The organism is Sphingobacterium psychroaquaticum (assembly GCF_900177625.1).
Classification (GTDB): Bacteria; Bacteroidota; Bacteroidia; order Sphingobacteriales; family Sphingobacteriaceae; genus Sphingobacterium; species Sphingobacterium psychroaquaticum.
Window position 1 is genome coordinate 297,776 of sequence record NZ_FXAU01000004.1, and the last position, 22,461, is coordinate 320,236.

General features: G+C 41.0%; 16 protein-coding genes. 1 reads left to right on the forward strand and 15 read right to left on the reverse strand.

Features of this window, described 5'->3' with window-relative positions; all coding sequences use genetic code 11:
* Window positions 1-147: 147 nt before the first annotated feature.
* Both B9Y69_RS12435 and B9Y69_RS12440 read right to left on the reverse strand, forming a co-directional pair.
* A complete protein-coding gene (locus B9Y69_RS12435; protein ID WP_085473291.1) occupies window positions 148-1,281 on the reverse strand; it encodes a FecR family protein in 1,134 nt (377 codons plus the stop codon).
* 85 nt (window positions 1,282-1,366) lie between these two features.
* Window positions 1,367-1,927 (reverse strand): RNA polymerase sigma factor, encoded by a 561-nt coding sequence (locus B9Y69_RS12440; RefSeq protein ID WP_085473292.1) that lies wholly within the window; start codon window positions 1,925-1,927, stop codon window positions 1,367-1,369.
* A gap of 274 nt (window positions 1,928-2,201) precedes the next feature.
* Between B9Y69_RS12440 and B9Y69_RS12445 the strand changes: the two genes are divergently transcribed.
* Window positions 2,202-2,657: a GNAT family N-acetyltransferase gene (locus B9Y69_RS12445; protein ID WP_085473293.1), complete on the forward strand. Its 456-nt coding sequence runs from the start codon at window positions 2,202-2,204 to the stop codon at window positions 2,655-2,657.
* A gap of 14 nt (window positions 2,658-2,671) precedes the next feature.
* On the opposite strand, the gene nagA is transcribed toward B9Y69_RS12445, so the two are convergent.
* The 13 genes from nagA to B9Y69_RS12510 form a co-directional block, all read right to left on the reverse strand.
* A complete protein-coding gene (gene nagA / locus B9Y69_RS12450) occupies window positions 2,672-3,859 on the reverse strand; it encodes an N-acetylglucosamine-6-phosphate deacetylase (protein ID WP_085473294.1) in 1,188 nt (395 codons plus the stop codon).
* Between the two features lie 55 nt (window positions 3,860-3,914).
* Window positions 3,915-5,228 carry a putative oxidoreductase C-terminal domain-containing protein gene (locus B9Y69_RS12455; protein WP_234991229.1) on the reverse strand — a complete coding sequence of 438 codons (1,314 nt, stop codon included), beginning with the start codon at window positions 5,226-5,228 and terminating at the stop codon, window positions 3,915-3,917.
* 61 nt (window positions 5,229-5,289) lie between these two features.
* Entirely contained in the window at window positions 5,290-6,060 is a 771-nt protein-coding gene (locus B9Y69_RS12460; RefSeq protein WP_085473296.1) for a 6-phosphogluconolactonase, read from the reverse strand.
* A gap of 103 nt (window positions 6,061-6,163) precedes the next feature.
* On the reverse strand, window positions 6,164-7,228 hold the full coding sequence (locus B9Y69_RS12465) for a LacI family DNA-binding transcriptional regulator (protein ID WP_085473297.1): 1,065 nt from the start codon (window positions 7,226-7,228) through the stop codon (window positions 6,164-6,166).
* A gap of 162 nt (window positions 7,229-7,390) precedes the next feature.
* Window positions 7,391-8,737 (reverse strand): Gfo/Idh/MocA family protein, encoded by a 1,347-nt coding sequence (locus B9Y69_RS12470; protein ID WP_085473298.1) that lies wholly within the window; start codon window positions 8,735-8,737, stop codon window positions 7,391-7,393.
* 12 nt (window positions 8,738-8,749) lie between these two features.
* Window positions 8,750-9,757 (reverse strand): Gfo/Idh/MocA family protein, encoded by a 1,008-nt coding sequence (locus tag B9Y69_RS12475; RefSeq protein WP_085473299.1) that lies wholly within the window; start codon window positions 9,755-9,757, stop codon window positions 8,750-8,752.
* An 11-nt stretch (window positions 9,758-9,768) separates the two neighbouring features.
* Window positions 9,769-10,983 (reverse strand): AGE family epimerase/isomerase, encoded by a 1,215-nt coding sequence (locus B9Y69_RS12480; protein WP_159451845.1) that lies wholly within the window; start codon window positions 10,981-10,983, stop codon window positions 9,769-9,771.
* A 30-nt stretch (window positions 10,984-11,013) separates the two neighbouring features.
* Window positions 11,014-12,483 carry a sodium:solute symporter family protein gene (locus B9Y69_RS12485; protein WP_085473301.1) on the reverse strand — a complete coding sequence of 490 codons (1,470 nt, stop codon included), beginning with the start codon at window positions 12,481-12,483 and terminating at the stop codon, window positions 11,014-11,016.
* Between the two features lie 103 nt (window positions 12,484-12,586).
* Entirely contained in the window at window positions 12,587-14,119 is a 1,533-nt protein-coding gene (locus B9Y69_RS12490; RefSeq protein WP_085473302.1) for a PQQ-dependent sugar dehydrogenase, read from the reverse strand.
* Window positions 14,116-15,831, reverse strand: coding sequence for a GMC oxidoreductase (locus B9Y69_RS12495; RefSeq protein WP_085473303.1), 1,716 nt, complete (start codon window positions 15,829-15,831; stop codon window positions 14,116-14,118). The genes B9Y69_RS12490 and B9Y69_RS12495 overlap by 4 nt, the downstream gene beginning before the upstream one ends.
* A gap of 66 nt (window positions 15,832-15,897) precedes the next feature.
* Window positions 15,898-17,040: a prolyl oligopeptidase family serine peptidase gene (locus B9Y69_RS12500; protein ID WP_085473304.1), complete on the reverse strand. Its 1,143-nt coding sequence runs from the start codon at window positions 17,038-17,040 to the stop codon at window positions 15,898-15,900.
* A gap of 95 nt (window positions 17,041-17,135) precedes the next feature.
* On the reverse strand, window positions 17,136-18,860 hold the full coding sequence (locus tag B9Y69_RS12505) for a RagB/SusD family nutrient uptake outer membrane protein (protein ID WP_085473305.1): 1,725 nt from the start codon (window positions 18,858-18,860) through the stop codon (window positions 17,136-17,138).
* A gap of 9 nt (window positions 18,861-18,869) precedes the next feature.
* Window positions 18,870-22,043 carry a SusC/RagA family TonB-linked outer membrane protein gene (locus B9Y69_RS12510; RefSeq protein WP_144036568.1) on the reverse strand — a complete coding sequence of 1,058 codons (3,174 nt, stop codon included), beginning with the start codon at window positions 22,041-22,043 and terminating at the stop codon, window positions 18,870-18,872.
* Window positions 22,044-22,461 lie beyond the last annotated feature (418 nt).

Consider the following 22,461-nt stretch of genomic DNA (forward strand, 5'->3'; position numbering starts at 1 on the left):
TAATGATAAAATTATGATACGTTTGTTGACTTACAGCCTTAACTACTCGTCGGGTCCTGCGTCAACAGGATCCGATTTTTGTTTCTATAAACATCGATTTAGGTAGAGTTGTATCTGTGTTCCATATGATTCATTGTTAGGTTAATATTAATTAATAAGTAAGTTTATACGTTTATTTGATCCAACTAAAGCCTTTGTTTTCAACTCTGCATAGTTTAACAACTCTACAAATTGATTCAGAGGTAAGTCCCGTGGAATCTTTCCTTTATATTGCGCTGCTGTACCTTTTCGTTCATACTGCACATCGACATCATACCATCGAGCGATTTCCTGTAATACTGCTTCTGTATTTGTTCCGTCAAAACAAAACTGCCCATCGACCCAACTAAGTACATCCGCTACATTCACCACATGCACATCGATTCCAGAAGCAGTAAACACGGCTTGTTCGCTTGGTTTTAACCGCCTATTTTTAACCGCAAGTTCATTGTGACCACCAACATTGACTGTTCCTTCTACCAGTGTTGTCTCCGTCTGTTTATCTTCTGTATAACTCTTCACATTAAACGTCGTTCCAAGAACTTGTACTTTCTGTTGTTTCGATTCTACAATAAATCGACTCTTAGTCGTCGTTTTAGTTACTTGAAAATATGCTTCACCCTCTAATTTCACAATACGATCTCCATCTCCAAATGAAGATGGATAAGTTAATTTCGAATCCGAGTTCAGCATTACTTTTGTACCATCTGTCAATGTCAATCGATAAGTTGCTCCTTTTGGAACACGTAGGCTATTAATTTGAACTTTTTCCTTTCCACTTTTTGCATCCAGATAACGAATCTGTCCTTGTGCATCCTTCGTAATAATTGACTCCCCGATCTGTACCTGTTGATTTGTACGCAATTGATCTAAATCAATCTCTTTGCCATTGTCTAACAAAATCACAGCACGTTCTTGGGCTGGACCAATTTCTGCCAGCAGGGTATTACTCGCCAACTCCTCCGCACCAAAGTAACGTAGACCGAAAAAACCAAGTGCAAATACTAGAGTGGCAGCAACAGACCACTGTAAAACATAGCGTTTAATTTTTAATGTACGGTCTCTACGTATCGAACTGAGCAAACGAATCTTCGCCTTTTTTTCGGTTATAGATAATTGCTCTTCATCCACAATCCCACCCTCCGAAATCAGATCATACCAATTTACAAGGTCACGCTTGTCCGTTTGTTTAAGATTCAAAAAGTTAGTTAGCTGCTTAAAAAAAAGCTTCGCGTCCTTCATAAAATGGTGTAAATATTAGTATAGTCTCTTACTAAGTAAGTGTAGAAAAAGTAGAGGAACTTCTACTTGGAAAATGATTTTTTTATTAAAAAAGTAAAAAAAGACCCGTTACATCACGTAAACGTTTGATAGCCTTATTGATATGCTTCTCCACAGTAGACTCTGAAATTTGCATTTTCTCTGCAATCTCTTTATTAGAAAGGTATTCTGAACGGCTGAGTTTAAAAACTTCTCGACACTTTTCAGGTAAATTTTCAATCTCATTGGTTACGATATCAATAAGATACCGATAATGTAACCGATCTTCTATGGCTATAGTTTCGTCTAAAATATCAAGTTCTTGAAAATCTATGCTATCCGTCTTAGCTAGTTGCTTGCGAAAATGTGCCATAATAAGATATCGACATGACGAATATAAGTAGGCTGGCAAAGAAGTAATCGACGCTAGATTATTACGGTTGCGCCATAGGGATAGAAACAAGTCATGGAGGATATCTTCAGCGACCGTGAAGTCAGCAACCTTAGCATAAATATGCTTACTTAAATCTCGAGCGAAAAGGTCATAAAGCTCCGAAAAGGCACGTTCATCGTTCTTTACAACTCGATCTAAAAGATTTCGATAATTAGGTAATCCGCTCTCCTCCATTACTAATACGCCGCTAAACTTAATAATTATTTAATTCACTACATTTAATTTTTTTTATTAAACCGATTGCTAAGGTAAATAGCAGGCTTCGGCGGTATCCTATGTAACGGAAACAAACGATATTTCGAGTCAAATATAAAATAAAATGAATAATCTACCAAAACAGTAGACTATTCATTTTGCAAATAAAGTGCCCGAGAGCAACTCACATGAACAAAAAACCGTACACCAATCGTATCTTTACACGCACAACTTAAAAACACAATTGTCCATTATGGATTTACAAACAAGCTACCTGGTAAAAAATTTTGAGGCACTTTCCGTCAAAGAGTTATACGCATGCCTACAGCTACGCAGTGAGGTTTTCGTTGTAGAACAAAACTGCCCTTACTTAGATATCGATGGTAAAGACCAAGAAAGTTATCATCTATTTTTGTATGCGAATGGAGATCTAGCGGGGTATACTCGTATTTTACCAGCCGGTTTGTCCTTTTCAGAAGTTGCCATTGGTCGAGTGGTTACAAGTCCTAAGTTTAGAGGTAAAGGATTAGGCTCTATTTTGATGCAAGCATCAATTAATGCATGTTTTGATCTTTTTGGGGCATGTGATATTCGGATTGGCGCACAATACCATTTATCAAAATTCTACCAGTCACTAGGCTTTGAAGAAGATGGATCTCCGTATGATGAAGACGGGATTCCTCATATCGAGATGATGCGCAAATCGTAAACAAAAAAATTAGCTTAATAGGTAGAAGCATACTTAATGTCGCCCAATACCATGGTCATGCCGATATTAATATCGGCATCAAAGACAACAATATCGGCATCTTTACCTTTTTCCAATACCCCTTTTTTATGATCGATTCCCATAATACGTGCAGGTGTTTTGGTCATCATCGTAATCACCTCGTGGAGAGGAATATCCCCGGTTTTCAACATGGTTCGCACCAACCTGTCAGCCGTTGCTACACTACCGGCGAAAGCACTTCTATCCAGAAGTTTTGCGACTCCATCTTCAATCACTACCCGCAAGCCTGTATTGATATTTCCTAAAACACTTTCACCTTCCGTCATACCTGCCCCACGCATTGCATCTGTTATCAAGGCAATTCGATCGGCCCCTTTTATTTTATAAATGAGCCGCAATAAAGGCATCGGTAAATGGATACCGTCTGCTATTATTTCAACATCCATCTCGTCAATTAAATAGCCGGCTTCGACAGCGCCTGCGTAGCGGTAGGCATTCCGCCGAGTTACCCCAGACATAGCAGAATAAAAATGAGTTGCAAGATTGTAACCGACTTTAAAACCCTCCCAAACCTCCTCATAAATTGCATCAGTATGCGCCAGTGCAAGTACTTTACCCTTAGACCTTACATAACGACCAAAATCGAGGGCTCCCGGCAATTCGGGCGCCGCACTCCATCTCGCGATAACAGGAGAATAATCAAGGACTCGAACATACTCATCTGGATCTGGATTACGTATATATTTCGGATCTTGCGCCCCCCGCTGGCTCATAGCAAAATATGGACCTTCCAAATGCATCCCCATCAACTGCGCTCCTTTATTATTGCGCTTATCAGCCTCAGCATATGCGTCTAATGTTTCGAACAACAGAGAAACCTCACTCGTTAATGTTGTAGGATACAAAGCCGTTGTACCATATTTCACATGCGTTTCGGCCACCGTCAGGAAAGCATCCACCGTTCCATCCATAAAATCTGCACCTCCACCTCCATGAACATGGATATCGATAAAGCCTGGGGAAACGTATTTCCCGTCAACATCGATACGTTCTGTATCCGTACCGATACTTGGCACACCTTCACCTACCTCAAGGATGATATTCCCTTCAATATAAACATAGCCTGGATCTAAAATACGTTCAGGTAAAATTATTTTTCCATTAACGAGGATCTTCTTCATAACGTTATGCATCAAGCTTATTCATTTTTAAACTATCTAGCTATTTTACACACTCTCATTTTGTCGCCTTTTCTAAAGCCATTGTCGTAATGTAGTACTTAGTCAACATATACGACTTCTCCCATGCAGGTAATTTACCACGCTTCACGTAGTCAAAAAACTTATTGGCAACATGCGCAAAATGCTCCTCATGTCCTTCTCTTAAACGATCAGGAATCGCTACCCGAAAGCCATCGCCAAAGTCATGCAAGGCAATCCCGGGGTATAATTTCTCTATCGCCGCAAAACCGCGATGAATCCGTTCTTTTTCTTCCGCACTGAAGTGCTTTCCAGCATTTGGTTCTATATATAATGTTGGGGCAAAATCTTCCGCTTTTCCTTGTTTAATAGCAACGACACATTGTGTTCCCCTAATTTGTGAGAGGTGGGTGTCACCATTTCCCGGGTCCGCTTGAAAATTCCATTCCACAGCAACTTTTACATGCGTTCCCTTGAGTGTGTAATCAATTTCCCCATTAGCATACACAGTCAACTGTCCTTGTTTTATATCTTTTTCTAAAAAATCAGCAAATTCGCTATCACCGGTAGACATTTGATACTGCGCCTTGGATATCAAAGTGGGATACCGTGTTGCCTTCCATATTTCTACATCTCGCTTGTAATCAAAAACAACCTCAGGAAAACATTGCCATTGTACCAAATCGATACCATGGGTCGTTACATCTACAATTCCGTCTCCCTCCTGCTCTACATCATAATACCAATTCGGACGGATCAATGGTTTTCCCGACACATTTTTATAGAAATGATGTACTGATTTTTTCAAAATTGCAGGCTCTTCCAAGCTTCCCTTTTGCAATGCCCCAAATACCATTGGGCTCTGAACCAGCTCCTTTTGGAGAATCGAAAAAATATTATACCGCTCCGTCATGATATCATAGAGAAGCACCCCTTTATCCTCAGCAAGCTCAAAAGCACGATGAAGCTCTTCAAACCCCTCTTTATTTATAGCCATGGGCTTATCTGAAAGCACATGTAAGGAAGCGTCAATAGATTGATAAATATAATCGGTCTTCTTTTTATTGTTTCCGGCCAATACCACCACATCGCCCATCTTGTCCCGCTTCATTTGTTCCAAAAAATCCGCGTTGGTATACACCTTCATCTTCCACGCCGTTGGATCCGCTGTCCGTTCATTATATCCTCGCACTAAATTTAGATATGCCTGAACTTCAGGGCCGACAGGTGCATAGACGTAAATCTGAGTGTCAACTTCATGAAGTTTATTCTTTTGGATTAATGATGCGTGGAAGTGGCCAGGATCCAACACGACCAAACGTAGGCGATCACCAGATTTATTTTCTTCCATTTTACATCCATTTATCGTTATCAGAAATATAAAAAAAATAAAAAAAATCTTCATGCTATTCCTACGTTAATTTTTCACCACTTTGCTGATCGATAAACATTTTAGCATCATTATGTGTCCGTAAAATACTCGACGGCACATCAGTTTCTATCGCTGAATGAACCGTCGCATAAACAGCTTCCGCCTTTGTTGCTCCAGGAACCATGCAAAATAAACTGCCGCCTTCCATGAGGGCTGGAACAGTAAGTGTAATAGCATGAGTCGGGACAACTTCCAGAGCTGGGAAACAGCCATCGTTCACTTGTTGTTGTCTGCTCTTCAAATCCAGATCCACAATCTTCACCAAATAAGGATCGTCAAAATCTGCGACATGCGGATCATTAAATGCGATATGTGCATTTTCTCCAATGCCCATACACACCAGGTCTATTTTGTTTGCTCGCAGTAAATCTGCGTATCGCCGACACTCCTCTTTCGGATTATCCGCGAGCCCGTTAATAAAATGAACATGACCGATTGACACCTTTTCAAAAATGCTTTTCTTTAGAAAATGACCAAAACTTTGAATGTGATCCGTTGCTAGTCCTATATACTCGTCCATGTGAAAAGCTTCAATGCGCTGCCAATCAATTTCTATATCATTGGAAAGACCAATTAGAAATTCCGTTTGGGAGGGCGCAGATGCAAAAATTATTCGAACAATTCGCGTCGGGTCCTGTTGCAAACTTATAATCTTAGCTGCAGCTAAAGCAGCAGCTTGTTTTCCCAATTCTTCTCTGCTTTGAAAGGTGTAGACATGTAGTTTTCCAACAACCTGCTTTTTTGCTTCCATATAATAACTTCAATAGGTTTAAATAAGGTAAAAATTAAAACGTGTAGGTACCCGTAAATTAAACGAACAATGACAGCACTGTTCATTCCTTTTCTAAGGAACCTTAATTTTTGTAAAATTGTTGGTTTTCGCGATGAATAATATCGATAGGCATAAAGTACTCTTTCTCCTGCTCCTCTTCAAACATCAAATAACGATACAGAGCCTTAATACCTCGATAGGCTTGTTCTTGTGGTTTTTCACAAATTAAGAAATCAATTACGCCCTGATTTAGATACGCTATATTACTTTTCAAAAAGTCATAGCCAATTAATAAAATATCAGATCGTTTTATCTCTTCTAAGAACTGTGCAACCAAAGACACCCGGGAGTTCGTAACAAATATTAAGCGTAAATCAGGCGTCTTGTCCAGCAAAGCGCGAAGGGCTTTTTTGACCGCAGGATAGGACGTATTATACAGATTCTCTTTTAAAATTTTCCGTTTTCCATTGGATGCAAAATATGCAGTAAACCCTTCCTCCTTACGCAAAATATGGTGATCCGAATCAATATCTTTTGCAATATTCAGCAGTAAAATTTGCTTATCTTCTTCCACAAGATAATTTACCAAATGCGCTGCCGTTTGACCACTATGAAGTAAGTTTGGTCCAAAATAACTCAGACTATTTTGCGTAGGTATATCAGAGTTGATAAACACAAAAGGAATATTCTTTTTTTTGCATGCTTGCGTAAAAGCAATAGTTTCCTCGACAAAAGCAGGTGCCAATAAAAGTCCGTCCACATCTTCTTGTTTTAAGATCTTTTTAGTCTGCGCTATAAAAGAGTCCCTATCATTCATATCATAAAAGAATTTAGACACCTTTACGTTATACAGTTTTATTTCTTTCTCGGCCTGATAAATCCCTTGCAATGGAACGTCCCAATAATCAGTCTCTTTGGATACTGCAGGTATTAAGGAATAAAGGTGCATGGTCTTCGAGGAAGCCAATCGGCGCGCCAGGATATTCGGTTGATAATCCAACTCCTCAATAATCTCCATTATACGCTTTTTTGTCTTTTCGGAGACGCCTGTTCTGTTGTGTAAAACACGATCTACTGTAGCAATGGACACATTTGCCCTTCTAGCAATCTCTTTTACTCCCCCAGATTCTTTTTCCTTTTTTTTCATATTCCTTTAGTATAACCAGTCTTATCTTCTCCCAAATGCTCCTGCACGTGGAGCACCGTATATATCATCCCTCTTGATGAAGAGCCTACCTAATTTACAATAATTTTTCAGCTTTATGGTGAATGTATCATGTAAAATTACTGTAAACCTCTTATCCATCATTTACAATCGCGGCTCCCAGCCTTTTTGGTACTCACGGGACCAATACTTTTGCATCGCTTCTTTATTGTTACGAATGCGTCCTGTTTTCGGATCAATATCAAGACTTTGACCTGTCCGCTGTGCGATATTACCCAACTGCACAAGGAGTGTGCTCTTATGTCCGCCTGTAATATCCGAGTTTAGCGATTTCCCATCTTTTATTGCCGCAAAGAAATTTTGTATATGGATCGCATCTAATTGTTGTGAGGGATTCGTTAGGCTAGCTGCTTCCACCTTCGTATCGTCCTTAATTTCCTTGACAAGATTGCTATTTAAGTCATAGATTCTATAACCATTATCACCTGATATTTGTAAAGAACCTTTGTCTCCATAAAAAATCACTCCCACAGTAGCTCCATCCGTCTTAAGACCATTGCAGCTTCGCCCCTCCCATGTGATCATCGCATTATTTTCAAATTCCATACCGATCACCTGTGTATCTGGCGTTTCCCAGTCATCACGATAAGCAAAACGTCCTCCAGAAGATGTTACACGTGTTGGGTATTCTTGTTGCAAGCCCCATCGTGCTAAATCGACAAAATGTGTTCCATTATTCAATGCTTCTCCTGTGCCCCATTTCCAAAACCAATGCCAGTTATAGTGTAAAATATTATCCTTAAAAGCTTGTCTTGGAGCAGGCCCCTGCCACAGGTCAAAATCTAACCACTCGGGAACAGGTGTCGTTTTCCCAACACCAATCGAAGCTCTATTGTTCGTGTACCATGTGCGTGCAAAATAAGCTTTCCCGATTGTTCCTGCGTGAACCTCCTGAATTCCAGCGACCACATTTGGCCAAGAACGCCTCTGATTGCCCATCTGGATTACATTTTTATACGTATTGACTGCTTCAACCAATAACTCTCCTTCGTGCGGATTATGGCTACATGGTTTTTCCAGATAGACGTGTTTCCCCGCTTGCGATGCTAAAATCGCAGCCGGAGCGTGCCAATGATCTGGCGCAGCAACCACTAAAGCGTCAACATTCTTGTCTTCCAGAGCACGACGAAAATCACCCGTTGTTTTAGGTTCATGGCGTTGCCGTTTCATTACCTCTGGCATACAATTATTTAGAGCGCGTTTATCAACATCGCATAGGTAGACTACTTGCGCGTTGGGTTGCATCGCAAAATTACTGGCTAGGGCTTTTCCCCGCGCATTGACCCCCATCATTGCAATGTTTAACCGCTCGTTAGCACCGATTATATTGGCATAGCTTTTTGCCGTAAAAGAAGGTAGTATGCCCCCAAATGTCAATGCCGATGTACCAATGACGGCCTTCTTAATAAAATTTCGACGTGATTCTTCCATACTATATCAAGTTTAAGCGTTTATTAATGTTATCGTTTTTCCTTGTTGACGTTTGCTTTCGTCTGCAGCCTCAATAAAAGCACAAATCTCGAGCGTTTCGGCGGCTGAAACAGGCGAAATTCCGGTATCAAAAAAAGCCACAATTTCCTCCAACAAAGCATCATACCCCTTGAACTGTCCTAAGGTTATATTTCCTTTCTCTCCAAATACCATTCCCCCAAAATCATGCTTCCCTTTTCTGATCCCCCTAAACGTTCCAACACGACCGTCCTTCCACTTCCCTACCACCAAATCTACGTCAGGCGTGTGGAAACGCGTCACATTTTCACACCCTGTCCCCATAAGTGCAAACAATGTCTCAATGCCGTGGATACCATACCAATAAAAATCTGGATGGGTAGGCTCTAAAGTAGCAGGACTGAAGGTTTCTGCCCCGTACACCGCTCCTATACTTCCAGCCTTCACCTCCTTTACTTTCTCCATGAACCGCAAAGAGGAAGAAGAGAATACAGGAACTTTATATTGCCGCGCAAGTTGAAATATCTGTTGGGCATCCTGATACGATGCCGCAATGGGTTTGTCAATGAAAAGTGTTTTTCCGGCTTTGATGACAGGTGTGGCTTGCTCTAAATGCACACGTCCATCATTACTTTCCAACAACACGACATCCACTTTTTTTAATAATTCCGCAATAGTTCCGACAATTTCTACGCCCGCAGCACTAATCTCTTCCACGTATTTTGGCACACGACTGATGGCAGAAGGTATATCTTTACTTCCTTGTGCAACAGCGGCTACTACTTTATAATTTCGAAAACGGGGGTCAGCATCGACCGCATTAAGCGCCTTAGTAAAGGCAACACTATGCGAAGTATCCAAGCCAATAATTCCAACACGCTTGCGCTGTTGTGTCGAAACTAGAGATTCAGAAAATTTGCCCTGTGGGCCTAACAACCCGATTCCTAACGAAGCCATAGCTGTCGTCTTAATAAAGCCTCTTCGGCTAAGATCGTTTTTCATCGTAATTTGGTTTATATAGTATTCTTTAATATCCTATCAAGAGACAACAAACTAAACATTAAATGCCGTGGATGATGATAGTTTTCAATCCTATATCCGACATCCAGTTTATCCATTTTTCGTCCGCCTCCCAATTTCCAAGGTTTGTAGGGCAAATCGTGACGGACAAAGTATTTCTCCATGTAATTATAGGTCTTCCAGAACCACGTTTTAGCCCAACTATCATCTTGTTCTTCCCACAATATCAAACACCCAATCAACACTTCCTCCTGAGCCCACAAAACCTTATCCGTTAAAAAGTGATAATCGTCCACATGATTCAAACAGTGAAAAAAACCGCCGTGTAAATCGTCCCACGCAACCTCTACATGTTGCTTAAATCGTTGGGCCGCCAACTGGAATAAATCAAAATCGTGACGTCGCATAGCCTCATCCATAACCATCCATAAAGCTTCTATTGCATGCCCTAAGTACACAAACTGTTCGTATGATACGGGCAAATCATTCCCAGGCTTGGCTTGTAACTCCACCATCAACCCATGGACAGGATGCACATGTTTCGTTAGTAAAGCGTCTATACATTCCGACACAATATTATTCAGTTCCAAATCAGCTTTATACCGCAGCATTCCGGTACAGACATGTAGAATAATCATATAGTGCCCTAAAACCTCGGATGCCTCCCCATACAGGGGATCCGGACGATATTCCAGCGCATAACGATATGCAGAATCTTGATACCACTCAAATGCTTCCAAGACCCGTTGTTTAGCAAATATCCAATAAGACACATCATCTGCAGCCTCTGCATAAGCCGCAAATGCCTCTGCAACAAAAAGATTGCCGTAGATATCTCCTGGTCTTTCTTTTAAATCGACTCCCTCATGATCGTATGACCACGGCCAAAACTGCTGTGCATGAGATTTCACACGAAGTAATAAATCCAATGTTTGCTTCGCTTTCCTTAAGTACAGGGGATTACGGTCGAAATTTTGATATAAAAAACTATAAACCCAGGCTCCTCGGGCGTCATACCATGTTCTTTTATTCGTACCCAATATTTCACCGCTGTACGTGGTGTTCCAAAAGAAACCACCATGCTGCTCATCAAAAATAAATCGATCTAAAAAAGGTAAATAATCTTCGAAAAGATACGACCTATACGCCTTAATGAGCTCCCCTAATCGGGACTTCTTCTGGCTAGATCTGCCTATTACTTCCTTCATTTTTATGATATAGCTCATACAACAAAACACCTAATCGACATCGATATCTTGGAGCAATTGCTCTACCTTTTCAGGCACCTTTTTTCTGACAATACATGCATATCCTATATACAATGCCAATGACATCATCAAAGGCCCCGCCAATTCAAGAGCGACTCCCATACCTCCGACTATTTTAATGACGACAAATGTGAACAACCCACCCACAATTGATAGAATAGCAGCGATACTTCCACTATGTTTAAAAGCTGGTAATAAACCTAAAATCATAGGGATAGATATCGGGCCCAGTAGAGCCGCAAACCAAGATATAATAAGCCCAATAACTCCGCCGAAAGACTTGGCGTTAAAAGCAATAATAATGGTGAGTAGGATAAAGCTAAAAGTCGTTACCCGTGCCAATAATAACATTTGCTTCTTATCATAGAATTTTACTTTTTTCATGATTACCGGGAGAATATCTCTGGTTATAACGGATGAAATTGTATTGGCATCAGACGAAGTCATGGATAGAGTTGTCGAGAATAATGATGCGACAAGCAATCCCAAAAGTCCAGATGGCAGAAACTCCATAGCCATGAGCGAATATGAGGTTTCGGGATTTTCTAAGTTTGGAAAAAATATTGGCGCAGCAAACATAGGGTAAAACAGGATTAAGGGCCAAATGAGATAAAGAACAGCCGACAAGATAGCCGCCTTCTTGGCATCTTTGCCCGATGGAGAGGAGATAAAACGAGTTGCAAGATTCCAGGTACCTCCACTGTAACTAAAAAAGTTAATGACCAGAAAAGCAATAGCAAACGATACCGTATAGGGCGAGTTGAACCAATTGCTGTGTTCAGCAGGCAAGCGATCCCACATCGTGAGCACACCCACAGGGCCATCTCCCAAACGCACCAAGACAATAATAAACATGACTAATCCCGACGCAACTTGGATAATAAAAGACACAAAATCGTTCAGGACATCAGCCCAAAGACCACCCAAAGTGACATAAAATAGTGTAACAACTCCGGAAAGGATAATTCCAGTAACAATAGGGACGCCCATAAAAGCATTCAGTAGAATACCTACAGCGGCCCATTTCGCACCAACATCAAACAACTTGACAATTACACCGCTCCAGGCCATGAGTTGTTGAGTCGGTAGGTTATAGCGTGTACCCAAATATTCTGTAGGGGATTGAATTCCGGTTTTACTACGGAGCCTCGCCCACCGAGGAGCAATAAAAAAAATAGTCCCAATCATCGCAATCGCAATGGTCAACGCCCACCAAACATACATCACAAACCCATGTGTGTATGCGATAGAAGCGTATGCTACGAATACGGCACCACTATAACCCGAAACATGATGTGATATTCCGGATAGCCACCAAGGCAATTTTCCGCCTGCAGTAAAAAAGTCGGCAGAAGAGGATACTTTAAAATAACTGTAGATGCCAATACCGATCAAGAGCAAGAAAAAAACTACAATAATAATGTAATCTAAAGGCTGCATATCTATCTATGAATTTAATTTATAATTTATTGGTTAGCACGCAAATACTATATTGTGTACGTACCCGAAGATAGGGTTTATAAATAAAACGTCCAACACATTTCTAATTTTTTTTCCTCAGGTTCTTTAATTCTTCAACAGTCGTCACCTTTTTATTTCCAAACTGCTTACTGACATAATTAAGTATAGAAACTAACTCTTCATCTTTCAAAAAGGAGAAACTAGCCATATCTTGTTCATAACGCACCCCATTAATTTCTTTTTTCAACGTTGTGCCCCGCAAGAGCAGCATACTGAACTGTTTCATATTTTTGACCGTCGAAGAATTTACCAAAGATGGAAAAGTTCTATCCACGCCCTTTCCATCAGGCTTGTGACATGATGCACAATAATTCTGATACAACAAAACCCCATTATTCCTCATCATGTGGTTAGCTCCAACCGTATCCTCTTGCAAGTAAGTACCTACTTTTTTCTTATGGATACGGAGTCTAATTATCCTGTCATCATATTCCTTCGGAAAGCCAGGTTGCGGGTTCCAATCTCTATTACTTGTCGATAAAAAAACATCACCATTTGGCAGGGCCAAAACAGCTCGAAGGCGACCATATCTCCCTGTAAAAAAAACATGTTCCTGTTTCACATCGTGCTGATCCGAATTCAACGTTAAAACTCGTAAAGACTGACTCTTAAGCGTAACCAGAAGTAGCGCGTTTTGCCATTCCGGAATAGCTGAATGGTTATAATATGCTAATCCTGCAGGTGCTATAACAGGAGTCCACGCACGCATAGGTTCAGTCATGATCGTCTTCCTGGCCACGGCAAATTCCTGTTCCGTATCATGCACCCCTTCTATCAATGGCCAACCATAATTATGTAAAGGCCGCACCCAGTTTATCTCATCTTCAATCGCATCTCCATGTTCCGCTGTAAAAAGGTTTCCCAGCCGGTCCATTGCCATCCCCTGAATATTTCGAAATCCCCATGCATACACCAAGCTATTAGGTATTGGATTATCTTTGGGTATTGACCCGTCCAAAGTCATACGCAGCACCTTGCCGTTCAATGTTGTAGAGTCTTGCGCCATTTTGTTATTCGCGACGTCCCCAGTAGCCCAATACAAAATGTTATTTTTATCGATCAAAAGTCTGGAACCATTATGCCCATTAGCACCCCGTACTGTCAGTAGTTCTTTTGGGTTTATAAGTGTATCCCCCGTATATTGATAGCGAACCAAAGACGAGACAATCGCGGAATCAACTTTTTTCGTGTAATTAATAAATACAAAAGGATTTTTCTTTTCGGTTTTCTCGATAGCAATATCTAATAGACCCGGCGTGGTCCGTGTAAAAACATCATGAAGTTGCAATAAGGTTTTAACTTTACCCGTCTCTAAATCTAGTTCTTTTACATTTCCTTCAATTTCTGTAAACAAAACTCTATTGTTAACATAGTCCATTCCCCAAGGAACCTTCAGCCCATGCGCCATCGTTCGCACCTCTATATAGCTATGCTCTAGTTTAAGGTAGTCTACCGAATCTTGAATCGACTGCTGTTTATCAGTTAGAGACTGACAACTAAACAAAACAGTACAGGAGACGAGTAAAGAAAAAACAAGAATTAAGTACGTTCTCATGAGATACTTCCATTTTTTAATTGGTCCGCAGCATAATCAACCGCTCTGGCTGTCAGCGCCATAAAAGTTAAAGACGGGTTTTGATTGCCAATACTGGTCATGCATGCGCCGTCTGTCACGAAAACATTTTTACAATGGTGCATCTGATTATGTGCATTGAGCAATGAATTATTCGGGTCATGTCCCATGCGTACGCCGCCCACGTCATGAACTTCTAATCCTGGTTGCCTTCCAAAAGCGATATGTTGGTCAAGTTTTTCAATATTAATACAGCCTGCCTTCTCCAACATCTGTCCTCCCTCTGAGAAGAAATCCTCCATCATAGCGACATCATTATCTGTATATCCTATTGAAGTTATTAATTGAGGCATTCCATATTTGTCTACTTGATCTGAACTTAACCGCACATGGTTTTCATATATGGGTAGGACTTCTCCCTGCATCATCATCGAAACTTTCCAAGGCCCGGGCTCTAGCAAAGCATCTTTAAAGGCATGACCTAAGCCTTCTTCGGGCAAAGCCCGTCCCCATCCGTCACGAACGGCGGAATATGCAATCAAGTAAGACCCCTTAAAGCTGTCTGCTTTAGCATGAATATTTCGAAATGCAGGAATAAACACTTGGGTTGGGCGGCGTCCATAATAATAAGAATCTTCAAATCCTTTTATCTCTGCCGTAATCCGGCCACGATAATTATGAAACGTAATAAAACGACCCAAAAGACCACTATCATTACCCAAACCATTTGGAAATCGGTTCGATCTCGAATTTAACAAGATCAAGTTGGAGTTAAGGGTCGCTGCATTTAGAAATATGACCTTAGCACGATATTGACTTCGTTTCATCGTATGTGCATCCACCACCTGCACCCCAACAGCTCTTCCTAATTGCTCGTCATAAATTACAGACTCTACAATACTATCCGTACAGATTGTTAAGTTACCTGTTTTTTCCGCATACGGTATTGTGGAAGCATTAGAACTAAAGTATGCGCCAAAAGGACAACCTCTTTCACACAGCGATCGCGCCATACATTGTGTCCTTCCTTGTTGACGCTGTGTTTCCTTTAATGCAACGAGGTTAGCACAACGACCAATAATAGCTTTACGATCCAAATAATGGGAATCAATTGCATCTGCTATGTATCGCTCGACTCGGTTCATTTCAAATGCCCCGACCACCTCACTATCGGGCATATTAACAATTCCATCTCGATTGCCCGCAATCCCTACAAAACGTTCTACATGGCTATACCATGGTGCCAAATCTTTATACCGAATAGGCCAATCTATGCTGTAGTTAAAACGACTTGGTGCTTCAAATTCAAAATCACTCCACCGCTGTGTCTGTCGTGCCCATAGCAACGATTTCCCGCCCAATTGATACCCTCGAATCCAATCAAAAGGTTTCTCTTGGATATAAGCTTGTTCCGCATCATTAACGTAAAAATGCCGTGTCGCCTCCCCATAAGCATAATGCTTGCTGATCAATTTATTTTCCTGATAATCCCGTTGCGTCTTTTGTCCGCGATGTTCAAACGCCCAAGGATCCATCATCGCTGTAGGATAATCTTTCACATGTTTCACCATCCGGCCTCGTTCAATGAGCAACGTTTTAAATCCTTTCTCCGTAAACTCTTTCACGGCCCATCCACCACTGATACCAGATCCTACTACAATAACATCAAACTCACTACTTATGTTAGCTTCCATTTCTTCACGTTACTAAAAACTATTATTACTCCTGTGTAAACTTCCAACCATACTGCGATAGCCAATCTATTTCAAGAAATACTCAAAAAAGAGAAAAGCAGCCCTATTTGATTGCTGATTTGGCGCATGTTCCTTTCTATTCGTCATCGCGACCCGGTTTTTATATCCCAGCACCTTGTTCAGATGAATACTGTGATTTAAAGGAATCCACCTTTCTACGGGATCGGAAGAGCCTCCTGACACTAAAAAAGGACGTGGCGCCATTAGCGCATGTAACTCATGTAAATCTTCTTTTTCTCTCACTAAGTGCGGATACAAACCTCGTGCCTCGGGCACCATACCCTGCTGACGCCAAGCATTAGTCCAAGGAGGAGGGTAGTACCCCAAGTACCACGGCTCCCAATAATTTACACCAGAACCCTTCGTTTCATCGAAAACAATTCCTGGATCAGACCACACCGCACATGCAAACCGATCAAATAAACACGAGGCGAACATCGCCCACTTACCGCCATAGGAGTGCCCCATAATACCTATCCGCGCACTATCGACAGCAGGAAACTTTGCCAATGCATGCCATGCATTCGCTGCTGCATAAGCTAACACCGATAAGGGCTGAGTCGTTGCATTATCAATTGATGGGTAATACAAAGAGTAGGTTTTATTGGCCGTTGTTTCGGTGGTTCCCAACGATAAACATACGAATCCCCGGCGACATAATTGCAAAGCGAAATCACGTCCTTCCTTTCCTTCTCCTATCGCGGTCTCTGGCTCGTAAAACACCGTGATTACAGCCGCTTTGGGACCTTCCTGGTGTGGAACTAAAAGATACCCCTCCGTATATTCTTCTGGCAGCCAACGAAACCGAACCTTATATTGGGTATAATCCGTATGCACAATAGAATCAAGGAGCTCCAAAGTTTGATCCGTAATAAAAGACGGCCAATTTCCCATAAGCTTCATCCATTTATCTTTAATCACTTTACGCTGCAATGTCCAGCCTTCAGCTGTTTCCAATACTCTCACATCCTTATTTTTCCATATAGATCGGTAATCACCATATTGATCGGCATATACTTCTGGTGGATTAAAATACGGAGCAATTTCTTTCCAAATTTCCTTTTTATGGGGTCCTTTTTGTCCATAGAGTGTTTTTAGTCCTCCAAAGAGCACAATCAAACACATCAATCGTAGCAAGTAATTTTTCATTCCTTTATTGATTTTTTGGAGGTAAAGAGTGGTGCATAACGGGGAGTCAGCACCACTCAAGGTCTATTACTAACCTTTCACATGAAACATCTCTTTTACCAACCTGGATTTTGCTTTAATTTATTATTCAATACAATTTCACTTTCTGGAATAGAATTCAAGTAATCTCGATCCAATTTAAAGCCATATCCTATCGGAACAGCCTTTTGAAAAGGATCTAAAAACCCATCCTGATCAACGGGAAAAGGATTTTTAACAATCTGACTGGCTAAAAAACCCTTCGGGCGCTTACCTACAATCAACTCATCAGCCGCAGCCCAACGTGCAATATCATCCCACCGAAACCCTTCTCCCACCAACTCTACGCGCCTTTCTCTACGAATTTCGTTAAGCAAAGGAGACAAAGATGGAAAATCCCATTTAGGATCATTCGCAATACTCCCCATCAGAAGGTTCGGCATGCCAGCACGTGCACGCAATAGTTTTATTGTTTTATCAACGTCAGTTTGTGTAATTGATCCAAGCTCAGCTTTCGCTTCTACATAATTTAACAAGACCTCAGCATAGCGAAACAAAATCGAAGGAGTTTCCTCATACTGCTGCACATGATAGATCACATGTGGATCATATCCCTTTTGAATAATATATCCTGAAGGTGCATTTAGATCCGCATTTCCATTCAATGTATTATAAATTACGGACCAATTTTGACTCGTCCCGTTAGCCGCAATTTTCCACACCTGATCTGGTGTTGCTACCGTTTGTCGTAATCGGGGATCGCGGTTTTCAAATTCTTTATTAATTGTTGCATAGCCTTGAAACAGACTATTTCCTGTTATCGCTTTTCCATCTGTGCATAAATATTGGTCCGTCATTTCCTTGGTTATTGATTTACCAGAGGGTTGCGACATCCGAAAATTCCGATCATTTGTAAAATCACCATCTCCGCGGGATAACTGATTATCATAGCGACGCCAGAACAAAACCTCAGGATTATTGGTATAATCACGACGTGTAAAAAGATCAAAATAATCCATCGTCGGCTTACCTGTATTATATATAGTATAAAGTCCGGATGCCATGACGGCCTCACTGGCTTTAACCGCGATCTCGAAGTACTTTTCCGGATTGGCATTAGTCACCCCGAATACGGTTCCATTGTGATATTTCTGCCAGCTACCTTCATACAATGCAACACGACTTTGCATTAACAGAGCCATCCATTTATTTATCCGACTATAACCATTGGTGCGGTCAGCGCTTAAATACATGGCTGCGGTATCAAGACAACCAATAATTCGATCAGCTACAATATTACGAGGAGTTCGCGGACTAAATAACTCTGGAGAAGTAGTTCCTAGATCTTTATCCAACCACGGGATATCACCGTAAACCTTCAAAAGATTAAAATAAGTTACCGCTTTAAAGTAATAGGCTTCGCCTACATACTGCTTATACGTATTGAAATCATGTTTGCCCTCTACTTTCTTATAATTATTCAGAAAATAATTAAGGCTCCTTACATTGCCAAATCCAATGGTGCCCGTTGTAACAACGGTACGTGTGCCCTGCAAGCGTGTATCCACTGTGGCCCCGACTTCATTATCGCTATCAAAATCGTTTCCGTGATTTTGGTACTTTGGAAACAAAGCATTGCTATAGAACTGGTTCATGTAAATCTCTAAATCCAATGGTTTTTCGAAATACATATTTGCTTGAACCTTATCCAGTAGCTTTCGCTCTAGAAAATCATCATTACAGGAGATGAGCGCTAAACAGCCTCCTACTAATATGCTGGATATATAAAGAAAATTTTTCATAAGCTTTACTTACTTTAAGGTTAGATTTACACCAAAAGATAAAATTCTATTCATCGGATAGATAACACCACTTGTCAAATATCCGCCTTCACGACTATCCGAAGCTATAGAAGTTTCCGGGTCAAAAACTTTAGGCAAACTTGAAAAAGTCAATAAGTTTTCACCGGAAAAATATACCCGGGCTTTGCTCAGGAACTTCCCTGTTATACTGGCGGGAAAGGTATAACCAACTTGTACGTTCTTCAATCGGATATATGAAGCATTTAACACATAACGAGTTTGTGGCTGTCTATTTTTATCCGTTTCCGATGTGAAGTAAGGTTTCGGAAGATAAGAATCTGTATTGGGTCCCAATATATTGGTTTCATTCTCAGGCCGCCAATAATCTAAAGCTGGGGAGTGCTTGTAAAGCCCGGAGTTCGCCCAGCTATTAGTCAACCCCCAAAATAATGGCGTCGTAGACTCTGGGCTATAATCCCGTTTTCCAACACCTTGCCAAAACATATTAAAGTCGACACCTTTCCAGCTCATTCCAGCATTTATACCGAAATTATAACGAGGCATATTATTACCGATAACAATTAAATCACCATGATCATCCAACGTTCGTCTCCCATCATTGACTTTTTTGTCTCCATTCTGGTCCACATATTTTATATCACCAGGCCCCCACTTAGCATGATATTTTGACTGATCTGGCATAGCTTCACCTTGAGTTTGGATAATACCATCAGTCTCGAAGCCCCAAATCTCACCATAGTTCTTTCCTTTATACCATGTATCTATTCGACCAGTTTCATTGAAATATTCCAGGATCTTCGTTTTGCTATCACCTAAACTCACCTTCACATGATAAGCAATACCATTATCTAGATGATCATTCCAGGTGGCAATAAACTCAAACCCCTTTGTTGCGAGTTTTGCATTATTAGTCTGTGGTGTCGAAGCACCAAGCAAGAAAGGCAATTCAGTAGCCCTACCTAACATTTTGTCTGTCGTACGATTGTACCAATCGAAGGTAATTCCCAAGCGGGACTGCATCATGGAGATATCTACACCTAGATTCAAAGTCGTTACGGTCTCCCACGTGATCTCATCACTAATTAAACCTGGTGCCTGTGCATATTGTGGTCTCGATTCATTAATAATCCATTTTAGTTCGGGATAAATTGGAATTTTTGAATAATACAACTCATTAGCCACATTCTGATTCCCCAATGAACCATAAGAAGCACGAACCTTGAAATTATTGATCGTTGCCCGAATAGGATCCCAAAAGCCTTCTTTCGACAAGACATAGCCCATAGAACCTGAAGGAAAAAATCCAAATCGATTCTCTTTTGGGAAACGCGATGAACCATTATATCGTGCCGCAAATTCAACAAGATATTTTTCCTGAAAATTATAATTCAAACGTCCAAAACCTCCCCTAGTTGCCCAATGGCTCATATTATCTGCGGCCGTGACACCTCCTAATGAGGTTATAATAGAAGGGTTATCATCCACCACAGGGGATGTTCCTGTTGCATTTAATCCGGTATACAAGTTTTCCTCCTGCTCAAAACCCAGCATCGCCATAAAATAATGATCCTCAAGTTGCTTTTCGTAAGAGGTGACAGCATTGAACAACTTATACACGTACTCATAATATCCCGATGTATAAGAAGAATTCGGTTTCCCAATGTTACCAAAAGCACCCGTTCCTAATTCGACCATCACAGGCTTTGGATTACTGCTCAACTTCGTATTCTTGATATTATAATTGTAAGTCACATTAGTCTTCCAACCTTTCACAGGTTCGAATTCAGCACCAATGTTTGCGAGGAAGTCAGCATTTTTCTTTTTATCACGCCCCGAGTCTTGTAGGAGGCGGACCAGCGGACTTTGAATGGTACCATTGATATTATGGAAAGGCATCATGGGTGCAAACATGAGCATTTCCCGGAAAGTGTGTTCTCGTCCAACCGTTGTTTCTCCCATAGGAAAATCAGTTGCAGTAGTAGACCATTTCAAACTAGAATTTATCTTGAACCAATCGGTCACTCGCGTTGAAACATTCGACATCAGGTTATATCTTTTGAAATAATCATAGCCAAAGGCGTAAGTTCCATTTTGCTTGGTATAGCCAGAAGATAAAAAATATTGCGTTCGGGCACTACCTCCAGATACATTCACATTATGTTTTTGGCTAAAAGCATTCGTTCCCATTAATATATGAGGCCAATCATTATTAGCATTTCCATTTCGACGACCCGCCCAAATATTATCAATTGGTTTATCTGGATCATACTCGTACGGGAAAGTTCCATCCAGATATCCCTTGATACGATTCATTTGCTCATCGCTATATACAGGTGTCAAGCCCGCATTCGCATTCGCCTGGTTGTAAGCGGTCGCCCAGGTGTAGGAATCAATAAAACTTGGTAAATGAATAGGGGATGATAAAGAAAGATTATTGCTGTAATCAAATTTAGTTCCATCTTGTTGACGTCCTTTCTTGGTCGTAACAAGAATAACTCCAAAAGGAGCGCGTGCCCCATACACCGCCGATGCCGAAGCATCTTTTAAAATGGAAATACTCTCCACTGTCTCCGGATCTACCCCCGCAAGATCCATCTCTACTCCATCCACTAAAACCAACGGACTACTACCAGCTAAAGAGCCTACTCCCCGAATATTCCAAGTACTTGTCGCCCCTGGTTCACCACCCCGCATCCCCATATTGATATTCATATTAGGAGAAGCGCCCTTGAGCAAATCTCCAATATTATTTGCGGGGCGATCTTTTAATCGATCTCCAGAAATAACATCCACCGACGCCGTAAGTTGTCCTTTCTTTTGTGTACCATACCCCACGACGACCACCTCGTCTAAATCTGTAGAGGCATCGGCCAATGATACCGGCACAACTGAACGTCCCCCAATCCCCACTCGCTTCGGTACATAACCGACAAACGAAAACCGCAACGAATCATGCAAAGATGACACCTCTAAACGAAACGATCCTTTGGCATCCGTCTGCGTTTCTTCTCCGCCACCGATTAAAGAAACACTCACACCAACTAATGGAACTCCTTGAGAGTTCTGAACAGTTCCCGTTACCGGGTGCCGTCCTTGAGCAAAGGCCGTTATCTCCAATAAAACGAAGAAAGCAATTGCCATAAAAGGTCTAATTGATATCATAAAATGTATTTAATTTGGTTATTGATCATATATTTTTTTACTCGCAAGCATTCCTTCTCCGCTATAAAACACCTTAACTGGCGAGTATTTTTTCTATCGTTCCAAACACGCCCTCGCATTCTCCGAAGCGAAGACATAAATGACATTCCAACTATATTAGTTATTTTACGGTAACGTTACCGTAAAATAAGCAAGCTCTATTTTTTGACCACCTCTCTACAAATAGCTTGGCCTTGCGCCTCTTTCGAAAAATCTTGGTTTTAGGATTATACTTTTACCAAAGTAAGAGAATTGATTTAGTCTTCCAACATTTTTGAATAAAAAAAAATCACAAAGTAGCAAAAATTCCTTTTAGCAAAATAACAGGCTCAATTTACAAAGTGTACGTTAACGTTAATTGTAACATTTTATACAAGCT

Coding starts and splice junctions, on each gene's coding strand:
- B9Y69_RS12495 (WP_085473303.1), bottom strand. CDS start 15,831: ATGGAAGCTAACATAAGTAGTGAGTTTGATGTTATTGTAGTAGGATCT.
- B9Y69_RS12465 (WP_085473297.1), bottom strand. CDS start 7,228: ATGAAAAAAAAGGAAAAAGAATCTGGGGGAGTAAAAGAGATTGCTAGA.
- B9Y69_RS12505 (WP_085473305.1), bottom strand. CDS start 18,860: ATGAAAAATTTTCTTTATATATCCAGCATATTAGTAGGAGGCTGTTTA.
- B9Y69_RS12470 (WP_085473298.1), bottom strand. CDS start 8,737: ATGGAAGAATCACGTCGAAATTTTATTAAGAAGGCCGTCATTGGTACA.
- B9Y69_RS12455 (WP_234991229.1), bottom strand. CDS start 5,228: ATGGAAGAAAATAAATCTGGTGATCGCCTACGTTTGGTCGTGTTGGAT.
- B9Y69_RS12490 (WP_085473302.1), bottom strand. CDS start 14,119: ATGAGAACGTACTTAATTCTTGTTTTTTCTTTACTCGTCTCCTGTACT.
- B9Y69_RS12485 (WP_085473301.1), bottom strand. CDS start 12,483: ATGCAGCCTTTAGATTACATTATTATTGTAGTTTTTTTCTTGCTCTTG.
- B9Y69_RS12475 (WP_085473299.1), bottom strand. CDS start 9,757: ATGAAAAACGATCTTAGCCGAAGAGGCTTTATTAAGACGACAGCTATG.
- B9Y69_RS12480 (WP_159451845.1), bottom strand. CDS start 10,983: ATGAAGGAAGTAATAGGCAGATCTAGCCAGAAGAAGTCCCGATTAGGG.
- B9Y69_RS12435 (WP_085473291.1), bottom strand. CDS start 1,281: ATGAAGGACGCGAAGCTTTTTTTTAAGCAGCTAACTAACTTTTTGAAT.
- B9Y69_RS12445 (WP_085473293.1), top strand. CDS start 2,202: ATGGATTTACAAACAAGCTACCTGGTAAAAAATTTTGAGGCACTTTCC.
- B9Y69_RS12460 (WP_085473296.1), bottom strand. CDS start 6,060: ATGGAAGCAAAAAAGCAGGTTGTTGGAAAACTACATGTCTACACCTTT.
- B9Y69_RS12510 (WP_144036568.1), bottom strand. CDS start 22,043: ATGATATCAATTAGACCTTTTATGGCAATTGCTTTCTTCGTTTTATTG.
- B9Y69_RS12440 (WP_085473292.1), bottom strand. CDS start 1,927: ATGGAGGAGAGCGGATTACCTAATTATCGAAATCTTTTAGATCGAGTT.
- B9Y69_RS12500 (WP_085473304.1), bottom strand. CDS start 17,040: ATGAAAAATTACTTGCTACGATTGATGTGTTTGATTGTGCTCTTTGGA.
- nagA (WP_085473294.1), bottom strand. CDS start 3,859: ATGAAGAAGATCCTCGTTAATGGAAAAATAATTTTACCTGAACGTATT.